This is a genomic window from Tardiphaga sp., assembly GCF_028290785.1.
GTDB lineage: Bacteria > Pseudomonadota > Alphaproteobacteria > Rhizobiales > Xanthobacteraceae > Tardiphaga.
Map to the genome: position 1 here is coordinate 1 of NZ_JAQGJD010000302.1, position 11438 is coordinate 11438.

The 11438-nt window shown below is 61.3% G+C and carries 11 protein-coding genes and 1 pseudogene; 6 read left to right on the forward strand and 6 right to left on the reverse strand.

What is annotated here, in order from left to right; genetic code table 11:
- The 4 genes and pseudogenes from JWR89_RS18300 to JWR89_RS18315 all read right to left on the reverse strand — a co-directional run.
- Positions 1–317, reverse strand: a pseudogene (locus tag JWR89_RS18300) (cupin domain-containing protein); the annotation flags it as partial.
- A gap of 204 nt (positions 318–521) precedes the next feature.
- On the reverse strand, positions 522–776 hold the full coding sequence (locus tag JWR89_RS18305; RefSeq protein WP_366143000.1) for a UDP binding domain-containing protein: 255 nt from the start codon (positions 774–776) through the stop codon (positions 522–524).
- Positions 777–851: 75 nt separating this feature from the next.
- Positions 852–1802: an alpha/beta hydrolase gene (locus JWR89_RS18310; RefSeq protein ID WP_299718696.1), complete on the reverse strand. Its 951-nt coding sequence runs from the start codon at positions 1800–1802 to the stop codon at positions 852–854.
- Positions 1803–2016: 214 nt separating this feature from the next.
- Positions 2017–2673, reverse strand: coding sequence for an NAD(P)H-dependent oxidoreductase (locus tag JWR89_RS18315; protein ID WP_299718698.1), 657 nt, complete (start codon positions 2671–2673; stop codon positions 2017–2019).
- Between the two features lie 159 nt (positions 2674–2832).
- Between JWR89_RS18315 and JWR89_RS18320 the strand changes: the two genes are divergently transcribed.
- The 3 genes from JWR89_RS18320 to JWR89_RS18330 all read left to right on the forward strand — a co-directional run bounded on the left by JWR89_RS18320 (position 2833) and on the right by JWR89_RS18330 (position 5297).
- The gene (locus JWR89_RS18320; protein WP_299718700.1) at positions 2833–4254 is read left to right on the forward strand and encodes a PLP-dependent aminotransferase family protein; all 1422 of its coding nucleotides are present in this window, start codon (positions 2833–2835) and stop codon (positions 4252–4254) included.
- Between the two features lie 148 nt (positions 4255–4402).
- Positions 4403–4867 (forward strand): carboxymuconolactone decarboxylase family protein, encoded by a 465-nt coding sequence (locus JWR89_RS18325; RefSeq protein ID WP_299718703.1) that lies wholly within the window; start codon positions 4403–4405, stop codon positions 4865–4867.
- A 109-nt stretch (positions 4868–4976) separates the two neighbouring features.
- Positions 4977–5297 carry a multidrug efflux SMR transporter gene (locus JWR89_RS18330; protein ID WP_299718705.1) on the forward strand — a complete coding sequence of 107 codons (321 nt, stop codon included), beginning with the start codon at positions 4977–4979 and terminating at the stop codon, positions 5295–5297.
- Between the two features lie 93 nt (positions 5298–5390).
- Here the strand turns inward: JWR89_RS18330 and JWR89_RS18335 are convergent, their stop codons facing one another.
- Entirely contained in the window at positions 5391–6701 is a 1311-nt protein-coding gene (locus JWR89_RS18335; protein ID WP_299718707.1) for a UDP-glucose/GDP-mannose dehydrogenase family protein, read from the reverse strand.
- Positions 6702–6941: 240 nt separating this feature from the next.
- Between JWR89_RS18335 and JWR89_RS18340 the strand changes: the two genes are divergently transcribed.
- The 3 genes from JWR89_RS18340 to ahcY all read left to right on the forward strand — a co-directional run bounded on the left by JWR89_RS18340 (position 6942) and on the right by ahcY (position 11187).
- A complete protein-coding gene (locus JWR89_RS18340; protein WP_299718709.1) occupies positions 6942–8297 on the forward strand; it encodes a hypothetical protein in 1356 nt (451 codons plus the stop codon).
- Positions 8298–8347: 50 nt separating this feature from the next.
- Positions 8348–9544 (forward strand): methionine adenosyltransferase, encoded by a 1197-nt coding sequence (gene metK, locus JWR89_RS18345; protein WP_299718711.1) that lies wholly within the window; start codon positions 8348–8350, stop codon positions 9542–9544.
- 230 nt (positions 9545–9774) lie between these two features.
- Positions 9775–11187 carry an adenosylhomocysteinase gene (gene ahcY / locus JWR89_RS18350; RefSeq protein ID WP_299718713.1) on the forward strand — a complete coding sequence of 471 codons (1413 nt, stop codon included), beginning with the start codon at positions 9775–9777 and terminating at the stop codon, positions 11185–11187.
- Positions 11188–11250: 63 nt separating this feature from the next.
- On the opposite strand, the gene JWR89_RS18355 is transcribed toward ahcY, so the two are convergent.
- On the reverse strand, positions 11251–11438 hold a 188-nt coding region (locus JWR89_RS18355; protein ID WP_299718715.1), incomplete at its 5' end, for a fumarylacetoacetate hydrolase family protein.

Below are 11438 nucleotides of genomic sequence, written 5' to 3' on the forward strand. Positions count from 1 at the left end.
TCAGCGACGCTGGAACCGCCGGGGGTCTTGCCGCCTTTTGGGCTAAGCGTGAAAAGCCATACCTTGCCCGAGACCTCCGCGGCCAATGACGTCGGGCTGGCGGCAGCAGCGCGTTGCGCCTGCTCGAGTGCCGGAAAATTCTCGATCCGCCAGTAGAGCGGTCCCGGCGGTAGTTCACCAAGTTTTTTCTCTGCCACCGGACTAACGATGAATTGTCCCGGCTCGGCGGTTGCCGGCAGCAAGAGCAACAGAGCAAGTGTAAATTGGGAAATTACCGAAGCGACGAAATGGCAAGTATCCAGTTTTCGCAGATTCATCGGGTCACTCCTCGATTGCTTGACGCATTAGCTAGGGAGCGGATTGGCAGTCCATTATAGCACCACTTCTCGCGTGCGACTTCCGGTTTGGGTCAAAAGCCGACTTCGCATAAATGTCCGCTTCTGGCGCAGGCGGACTTCCAAGTCGACGGGGTGCCAACAGGCGTGCGAGCGGCCCCAATCAGCCCTTGGGTGGCTTATCGCTCACACCTTTCCGCGCCCAACCCCCTCATACACAAACCCCGCCGCCGCCATCTCTTCCGGCCGGTACACATTGCGCAGATCGACCACCACCGGCTGTGCCATCACAGCCTTCAGCCGGCCCAGATCCAGCGCGCGGAACTGGACCCATTCGGTGACGATCACCAGCGCGTCGGCCGTTATGGCGCACAGCGGACACGATGTGAATTGACAGTGCCTACGCTGCTTCGCAGAGCCGACATGCCCGTTGAAAGCGATCGATAAATCGCAGCGTCATGTGGGCAACTGTCCACATGACGCTGTTTGATTCCGGATGGCGTCGCGAGAGGGGTTCTATTGAACTGCGGCGCGAATTTCGGCGGCGACCCGGTTGGGGTCCTGGAGATGGGCGTAGTGACCAATGCCAGAAAGCAAGGTGAATTCGGCCTTTGCTTTCGTCGCAAGTTCGATGCCCATCTGCTTGTCAATGTAGATGTCCCTCTCACCCCAGATGACTTTTACCGGGGTTGTGAGCCGTGAAATATTGGCCTCGAGGTAGTCCTCGTCACGCGTGAAGTGTGAATAATAATGATAAAAGGCATCGCCGGAGGTAAGTGCGCCCTGAATCCACCCCTTCAGCATATCCTCCTTGAAGGTGTTTGAGATGGGGAATTGCGTTTCGATGGGCAGTCCGCCCTTGAAAGCGTTCTTGATGACTTGGCCGCTATTCTGGTAATATTGGGTACGGATCTGCTCCGACGTTGCCGGCGCCTTCAGGTCGCGCAAGCGCTCATGCATATACTGAGGGCGGTTGAACGGAGCGAAATCCCCAACAAGGATCGTACGCGCAATACCGGGCTCCTCAATCGCCGCGAGGAGAGCGGGCAGCGCCCCAATATCGGTCGCATAAATGATGAGCTTCGACGGGTCGATGCGCGCTTTAACGATATATTCTTTCAGCACGCGCGCGTAATCGCTAGGGGCGTAGGAGAATTTGTCTGTCGAGGGCCGTGAGGATAGACCATAGCCAGGCCAATCGAATGCATGGACTTCGTATTCATCAGAAAGGAAAGCGGCGACGGCTTCCCATGTGTGGAGCGTTTCGGGAAAACCGTGTAGTAAAAGCACCACGCCTTTTGACTGTGGGTTGCGTATCACCATCTGCCGCACTGTGATGTCGTTGTCGAGTTTGATAAAATCGATCTCGGCTTTTGGTCGATCCGCATCTTCTTGGGTGGCCGCGGGAGGGATCGAAGCGCCCAGCGCTAAGGCTGCTGCGGTGATCATCGGGAGTAGTTTCGACATTGTTCATTCCTTTCATTGTTTCGCATCAAGAAGTTCGACGTATTGCGGCTTCGCTTCATTCGTAAGAATCAAGAACGGCCTTGTGCACTAGGCCATGTGCCAGTGATTGGATGTGCCGCGATCTGGTCGGATAGCTTCATGTGCTCCGATGCCGCCGCATTCAATTGAAAGGCGAGCTTCTCGTGAGGTCCAAGTGGGCGCCGCGGTGCATGGATCACACTGCTATCGGCGCGTGACGGTGTGCCGGCACACCGTCTAACTGAGAAAAGTAGCTGTGAAGCGCTTGATCCGTTCTGGCTCTAATGCCAGCCAGAGCATCCGGTGCGAGCGCCGTGCCTTCGACGGCAAAGAAGATGAGGTCGCGCAGGCCAATGGTGCCAAGGCTGGCCCGAAGATAGGGCGTTAGAAAATCCGGCTGACGCGCCCTTGGACCTAAGAATCGTCCGCCTGACGATACGGCCACGAAGACCGGGCGGTCCCGGAGCAGGCCGACATAACCATCCGGGGTCGCGCGGAACGTGCGACGGACCCGCACGACGTGATCGATCCAGGCCTTCAGCGTCGAGGGTACGGTAAAGTTATGCATTGGCGTCGCGATGACCACGCAATCCGAACGCTCGATCTCCTGAATGAGTTCTTCGGATTGCGACATTGATCCGTTCGGACAAGTTTCGGCCAAGGATTCTTGTGTGGCGCCGAGGGCCGTCGCGTAACTGTCGTCGATATGGAGCAAGGCGCCGCCGGCAATCACGCGATTGACTACCGTGGCGGATGAATCGCGCTTCAACAGGTAGCCGATGATTTTGCGAGAGAGTGCGTAGCTCTCGGAATCGCGCGCACGTGGGCTGCAGATCACATGAAGGATTTTCATGTCCGTCCCTTTCGATGTCGTGGAATGCGGTCTGGATGTCGCGATCATGCAGGCCGCTTGCCCTGCATCCAAGGTCCATGAAACAATACCGTGACTGGGCCATGATTGTCCTTTGGGCTAATGCTATAATCGCGCAAACGCATCCGCAGAATTGGCGCCATGACCATTTTGAAGGCCAGCAAGTTCTCGCCGCTGGATCCAGCCGCGGCGGAGCCGTTCTATCGCCAGATCTACAACCGGGTTCGCGGGGCGATTGCTGCCGGTGCATTAAAGCCAGGCGATCGTATTCCTTCCGCGCGGGCTCTAACCAAGGAGCTTGGGCTGGCACGTGGGACCATCGAAACCGCCTACTCGCTGCTGGCGGCCGAAGGCTATATTCAGGCCAAGGGGCAGGCCGGGACCATCGTAACGCCGGGGCTCAAGCTGCAGGCTCCCGTTGCAATCCCGATCCGTCAGCCCGATAGCAGCATCGCTGCGACGAGCTTTCGCCCGGATACGATTTTGCCGTTTCAAATGGGTCTGCCGGCGCTGGATATGTTTCCACGCAAGATCTGGGCTCGCCTCGGCGCACGCTGCGTTCGCGCGATGCAGCCGTCCGCCATGGTGCATCCTGCGATCTACGGACTGCCGCCGCTGCGTGCGGAAATCGCTGCGTATCTTCAGGTCTCGCGCGGGATCGATTGCTCGCCCTCCCAGGTCTTTCTCACGTCCGGATATCGCCACACCATCGAACTGATCGGACATGCCTTGCTGAAGGCCGGCGATCGCGTTTGGGTCGAGAATCCCGGCTATCCGCCGACGCGCGAGATCCTGAGTCATATGAACATGGCGACGGTACCGATCCCGGTGGATCGCGACGGCATGATCGTCTCCGATGGCACCAGGTTGGCGCCGCGCGCGCGTGCAGCCGTGGTTACGCCGGCACATCAGAGCCCTCTATGCGTGTCCTTGACACTGCCGCGGCGGATGGCGCTGCTGGATTGGGCGACGCGGAATGGCGCATGGATCGTCGAGGACGACTACGACGGCGAGTATCGTTATGTGAGTCGTCCTTTGCCCGCATTAAAGAGCCTCGATCGGGACGGGCGCGTTCTGTATGCAGGGACCTTCAGCAAGGTGCTGTTCCCCAGCCTCAGGCTTGCCTATCTCGTCGTGCCGATATCGCAGGTCGAACGCTTCGAACAGATCAGTCAGGTGTTGGCTGCTGGCAGTCCGGAACTGACACAGGCGATCGTCACGGCTTTCATCACCGAAGGCCACTTTGCCCGCCATATCCAGCGGATGCGTAAGCTCTATGCTGAAAGGCGCGAATCGACAAAAGCCGGTCTGGAAGGCGTGCTGGGGAAACACGTGCGGATCGATACACAGCCGGGCGGAATGCACCTGATCCTGCGTCTGCAGGGCCAGCGCTCGGACCGTCGGCTTGTTGCGCGCATGCGAAAGGAGGGGCTGTATGCAGAGGCGCTGACGGACTGGATTTCAGGCGAACAGACTGCCTCGGCGCTCCTTCTCAATTTTACGAATATCGATTCACAGCGCACCGCCGAGAACTTCGGCAAGCGTATCCTGACCTTGATGTGAACCTTCGCCGATAATTCGTCCAGAGACGTGGGACGCGATCGACTGCGATCATCTTGGCCCAGTCCGTATGCCATAATATGGACCTTCTGACATAGGCCACGATAACGCACGATGAAATCCTTCAGCCAACACTTGAAAGGAATTCATCATGAGCGACCGTATCGACTACGCGAAAGCATCGCCTGAAGGTTACCGGGCATTCGGGGGCGTCTATGTCTATATTCAGAAAAGCGGCCTTCCCGCTGAATTGATCAACCTCGTCTATCTCAAGGTCTCGCAGATCAATGGCTGCGCCTATTGCATCGATATGCATACGCGCGACTTGCTCAAATCCGGCGTTGCGGCCGACAAGCTAGTCCTGGTGCCGGTGTGGCGCGACGCGCTGGCCTTGTTCACCCAGCGTGAACAGGCTGCGCTTGCCTGGGCAGAAACCGTGACCCGCGTAGCCGAGACAGGCATTCCGCAAGCCGACTACGACGCTGTCGCCGCCGAATTCAGCGACAAGGAACTCGCCGATCTGAGCTATGCGATCGGCTTGATGAATGCTTTCAACCGCTTCGGCGTCGGGTTTCGCTCCACTCCCGTCGCAGTGGCTGCCGCTGCCACAGCCTGATCCGTATCGACGCCCGCGGCGGACGCATTTGCGCCGCCGCGCTGGCGATTGATCTCACCGAACCTTGTCTGGCCGTAGCGGCAGGCAATCAACGAACGGAGTATCCTCCATGTCATGGGTTATTCTCGGCATCGCCGGCCTTCTCGAAATCGCTTTCGCTATCTGTATGAAATGGTCGGACGGTTTCACGCGGTTCGTACCCAGCGCGCTCACCGTCGCGACCGGTCTATCCAGTGTTATTCTGCTTTCGCTGTCGCTCCGGGCATTGCCAATGGGAACCGCCTATGCGGTCTGGACTGGCATTGGCGCTGCCGGCACCGCGATTCTGGGTATCGTGCTGCTCGACGAATCCGCCTCATCGTCACGGCTGCTGTGTATCACGCTCATTCTGGCGGGTGTGATCGGGCTAAAATGGGTGTCGGAGGCTTGAGGATAGTGTGCCGAACTCAAAAATACGCCGACGAGCTAGGGAATTTACGCCCGTGAGAGGAGCCCTCATCGGCTTCTAGGATGATCTGTACATCTACACCTTCCCGCGCCCAACTCCCTCATACACAAACCCCGCCGCCGCCATCTCTTCCGGCCGGTACACATTTCGCAAATCCACCACCACAGCCTGCTTCATCACCGCCTTCAGCCGGTCCAGATCCAGCGCGCGGAACTGGACCCATTCGGTGACGATCACCAGCGCGTCGGCTCCATCAGCGCAATCATAGGCGTCGTCGCAATACACAATGTCCGGCAGCTCGCGCTTCGCCGCTTCCATGCCGACCGGATCGAATGCGCGAACTTTCGCGCCCATGTCGAGCAGGCCGGTGATCAGCGGGATCGACGGCGCCTCGCGCATGTCGTCGGTATCCGGCTTGAAGGTCAGGCCGAGCACCGCCACGGTCTTGCCGCGCAGATTTCCGCCGAGCGCGTGCGCGACCTTGCGCGCCATCGCGCGCTTGCGGTTGTCGTTGACGCCCAGCACGGCCTCGACGATGCGCAAAGGCGCGTCGTGGTCGAGCGCGATCTTGACCAGCGCGCGGGTATCCTTGGGGAAGCACGAGCCGCCGAAGCCGGGGCCGGCGTGCAAGAATTTGCTGCCGATGCGGTTGTCCATGCCGATGCCGCGCGCCACGTCCTGGACGTCGGCGCCGACCTTTTCGGCGAGGTCGGCGATCTCGTTGATGAAGGTGATTTTTGTAGCGAGGAAGGCGTTCGCTGCGTACTTGATCAGCTCGGCGGTGCGGCGCGCCGTGTACATCACCGGCGCCTGGTTCAGCGACAGCGGCCTATAAATCTCGCCGATCGCTTTTCGCGCGCGCTCGTCGGAGGTGCCGACCACGATGCGGTCAGGAAACTTGAAGTCGCGGATCGCGGCACCCTCGCGCAGAAATTCCGGATTGGAGGCGACCGCGACATCGGCGGCGGGGTTGGCCTCGCGGATCAGCCGCTCGACCTCGTCGCCGGTGCCGACCGGCACGGTGGATTTGGTGATCACCACCGTGAAGCCGGCGAGGGCGGCGGCGATCTCTTTCGCGGCGGCGTAGACGTAGGACAGGTCCGCGTGGCCGTCGCCGCGCCGCGACGGCGTGCCGACCGCGATGAACACCGCGTCGGCCTCGGCGACGGGCGCGGCGAGGTCGGTGGTGAAGCGCAGCCGGCCGGCCTTCACATTGGCGGCCACCAGCGCGTCCAGTCCGGGCTCGAAGATCGGGATCTCGCCTTGCTGCAGGGCGGCGATCTTGTCGCCGTCCTTGTCCACGCAGGTGACGTGGTGTCCGAAATCGGCAAAGCAGGCGCCGGACACCAGGCCGACATAGCCGGTGCCGATCATCGCGATATGCATGGAACTTCCTGGGCTCGAGCGGGGCGTTTGGTGACGGCGTTCTAGCAGGCCACCGCGACTTTCACACGACGCTCGACGTCGCCGCCCCCCGGATTTGATCGGTGGGCAGAACGTGGTATGACGCGTTGGGACGATTTATCTGCCCACTCTGCGCCGCTGAATTTCCCGCACAATTTTTCAAGTCTTGCGGCGGGACTGTGGCGGGCCCGAATACCGCTGCCGGAAGAGACACTTAGGCGCATGAAAAACGACCAGATTCTCGCCATAATCACGGATTTCTGCCGCCAGGCAGGGATGGCGGAATCGACGTTCGGCCGCCGCGCCGTCAATGACGGCAAGCTGGTCGCCCGGCTGCGCGAGGGCAAGCGCATCACCATCGACACGCTGGACCGCATCCAGGCCTTCATCGCCCAGTCGCTGCCGGAAGGCGTGCCGCCGCCGCGCGGGCTGGAGCCGCCGATCGAGCGCCGCGACCCGCGCAGCAACTTTCGATTCTTCGAGAATCGGCAGAAATACCTGCTGTTCGTGCATACTTGCGGCGAGAAACGGGTCACCGCGGACCGCGTCGGCCTCGAACTCGCCAGCATCCATCCGCGGCCGCCGGCTTTGCGGGTGTTCGACGCCGGGGTCGGCGACGGCACCGTGCTGGCGCGGGTGATGCGCTCGATGCACGGCCGGTTCCCGCACATGCCGTTCTACATCGCAGGCAAGGAATTGAGCCTGGAAGACGTGCGTTTGACGCTCGACAAGGTGCCGGACCGATTGTTCGAGCATCCGGCCACGGTATTCGTGCTGACCAATATGCACTACGCGGAGGCGCCGACGCTGACGCCGTTGTCGCCAGCCGCCGCAGCCAGCATGATCTGGCACGAGGTTCCGCTGCGCGGCGCATCGTCGGGGGAATTCGAGGCGCAGATCGCCGGATTGGGGCCGTTTCTGGAGGATAACTGGCGCGCCAGCATCAACCCGCGCTCGGGCATGCCGACCTATGAGCGCCCGGTGGCTCTGGTGATCTACCGCGAGGACCACCGGTTTTTGCTGGATTCCATCATCCCCCGCGCCGGCCGCACCGAGGCCAATTTCGACCTGATCATCGCCTCACAACCCTACCGCGCGAAATCCTCCGTCGCCTTCCGCGCCAAGCGAATCATCGCCCCCCTCGCCAAAGCCTTGCGCGCCGGCGGTCGTCTGATCGGCATCCATTCTCATGGGCAGGACCCCGGCATGGAGATCGTCCAGGCCGTCTGGCCCAAAGAAAACCCTTTCGCTGTGAGCCGTCATGAGCTATTGCGCGCAGTGAAATACGAACTGGGCTCCGCCGCCCGCGATCTGAACTTCAATGCCTATTCCGATCAACGGTCGATCTTCCGCTACGCCATGGAGGCGTTGCCCAACGAGGTCACCGGGACGATCGGAACATCGACGGCATTCGCAGCATGGAACGCGGCGGTCTATGTGGCCCAGATCGAGGATGACCGTTTGACGGAAGTGACCCAGAGCGGGCGCTACCTGGATGCCACCCGAGAGGTTCTGCGCAAGCATAACGGGCTCTGGTTCTACGATGAATCATACGTCATCTCGCGGCGTCGCGACTGACAATCTGACCAACGGCCGCCGATGCATGGCGGAACAAAGGGGTTTAGTTGATGCGCGCGTCTTATCTGTTCACCAGTGAATCGGTTTCCGAAGGTCATCCCGACAAGGTCTGCGACCGGATCTCCGATGAAATCGTCGATCTGTTCTTCCGCGAAGGCGCCAAGGCCGGCATGGACCCCTGGGCAATCCGGGCCGCTTGCGAAACGCTGGCCACCACCAACAAGGTCGTGATCGCCGGCGAGACCCGCGGTCCCGCCTCCGTTACCAACGACGACATCGAGGCCGTCGTGCGGGCTGCCATCAAGGACATCGGCTACGAGCAGGAAGGCTTCCACTGGAAGACCGCCGATATCGAGATTCTGCTGCATCCGCAGTCGGCCGACATCGCGCAGGGCGTTGACGCACTGCAGCCCGGTACCAACAAGGAAGAGGGTGCCGGTGATCAGGGCATCATGTTCGGCTACGCCACCAACGAAACCGCCGAGCTGATGCCGGCCCCGATCTTCTATGCGCACAAGATCCTGCGCCTGATCTCGGAAGCCCGTCACGCCGGCATCGAAAAGGTGCTCGGTCCGGACTCCAAGAGCCAGGTAACCGTGCAGTACGAGAACGGCAAGCCAGTCGGCGTGCGCGAGATCGTCGTCTCGCACCAGCATCTGGTGGAAGACATGACCTCGCAGCAGGTGCGTGACTGCGTCGAGCCCTACGTCCGCAAGGCGCTGCCGGACGGCTGGATCTCCGACAAGACGATCTGGCACATCAACCCGACCGGCAAGTTCTTCATCGGCGGTCCCGATGGTGACGCCGGCCTGACCGGCCGCAAGATCATCGTCGATACCTACGGCGGTGCGGCCCCGCACGGCGGCGGCGCATTCTCCGGCAAGGATTCCACCAAGGTCGATCGCTCGGCTGCCTATGCTGCGCGTTACGTCGCCAAGAACATCGTCGCCGCCGGCCTTGCCGACAAGGCGACGCTGCAGCTCGCTTACGCGATCGGCGTGGCGCGTCCGCTGTCGATCTATGTCGATACCCACGGCACCGGCAAGGTTGCCGACGACGTGATCGAGAAGGCCGTGGCGGTATCGATGGATCTCACGCCGCGTGGCATCCGCAAGCACCTCGACCTCAACAAGCCGATCTACGCCCGCACCTCCGCCTACGGCCACTTCGGCCGCACGCCGGACGCGGACGGCGGCTTCTCATGGGAGAAGACCGACCTCGTCGATGCGTTGAAGAGCAACGTCTAGTTCACTTTCTTACTTCCCCTCTCCCCCGCGCGAAGCGAAGCTTCGCTAGGTGGGAGAGGGTGGATCGAACACGCGAAGCGTGTTCGAGACGGGTGAGGGGTAGTGTTGCGCTCTGTAGCCCCCTCACCCAACCGAGTTCGTAACTATCGTCAGCGCTGCCCTCTCCCACCAGGGGAGAGGGCAGCATCGACTGGCGCCGGCCAAACATCTCTGACCGCAGGAAAATTCATATGACCACTTTCACCGACTACATCGTCAAGGACATCGCGCTGGCGCCGTTCGGCCGCAAGGAACTCTCGATCGCCGAGACGGAAATGCCGGGCCTGATGGCCACTCGCGAGGAATACGGACCGAAGCAGGTGCTGAAGGGCGCCCGTATCGCAGGCTCCTTGCACATGACCATCCAGACCGGCGTGCTGATCGAGACGCTGGTGGCGCTTGGCGCCGACGTGCGCTGGGTGTCGTGCAACATCTATTCGACCCAGGACCATGCCGCTGCCGCGATCGCCGCTGCCGGCGTGCCGGTGTTCGCCATCAAGGGCGAGTCGCTGACCGAGTACTGGGACTACACCGCAAAACTGTTCGACTGGCACGGCGGCGGCCATCCCAACCTGATCCTCGATGACGGCGGCGACGCCACGATGTACGTCCACCTTGGCCTGAAGGCCGAGAACGGCGACACCGCGTTCCTCGACAAGCCGGAATCGGAAGAAGAAGAAGTGTTCTACGCGCTGCTCAAGAAGCAGCTTAAGGAAAAGCCGAAGGGCTACTTCAAGGGAATCGCCGAGAGCATCAAGGGCGTCTCGGAAGAGACCACCACGGGCGTGCATCGCCTGTACGACATGCAGAAGGCCGGCACGCTGCTGTGGCCGGCGATCAACGTCAACGACAGCGTCACTAAGTCGAAGTTCGACAACCTCTATGGCTGCCGTGAATCGCTGGTCGACGGCATTCGCCGTGGCACCGACGTCATGATGTCCGGCAAGGTCGCGATGGTCGCCGGCTTCGGCGACGTCGGCAAGGGCTCGGCCGCGTCGCTGCGCCAGGCCGGCTGCCGCGTGATGGTGTCCGAAGTCGATCCGATCTGCGCGCTGCAGGCGGCGATGGAAGGCTACCAGGTGGTGACCATGGAAGAGGCGGCGCCGATCGCCGACATCTTCGTCACCGCCACCGGCAACAAGGACATCATCACCATCGAGCACATGCGCGCGATGAAGGATCGTGCCATCGTCTGCAACATCGGCCACTTCGACAACGAGATTCAGATCGCGCATCTGAAGAACCTGAAGTGGGACAACATCAAGCCGCAGGTCGACGAGATCACCTTCCCGGACGGCAAGCGGATGATCCTGCTGTCGGAAGGCCGCCTGGTGAACCTCGGCAACGCGATGGGTCACCCGTCCTTCGTGATGTCGGCCTCGTTCACCAACCAGACGCTGGCGCAGATCGAATTGTGGGCCAACAACGCCGACGGCAAGTACAAGAAGGAAGTCTATGTGCTGCCGAAATCGCTCGACGAGAAGGTGGCGCGGCTTCACCTGTCGAAGATCGGCGTCAAGCTCACCGAGCTCCGCAAGGATCAGGCCGACTACATCGGCGTGAAGACGGAAGGTCCCTACAAGCCCGAGCACTACCGCTACTGAGCGGACCACAAGCTGGTGCCCGGCCTTGCGCCGGGCACGCCACCGCGGCGCGCAACAGCGGCGTTACAGCGCCGGCCCTATGCTGACCGCCAGCGTGCCGATGCCGTCGATGCCGCATTGGATGCGATCGCCCGGCTGCAGCGCCGCGACGCCGGCCGGTGTGCCGGTCATGATCACATCACCCGCCGCCAGCGCGACCTGGGTCGACAGCTTGGCGATGATCTCCGGCACGTTCCAGATCATCTCGGACA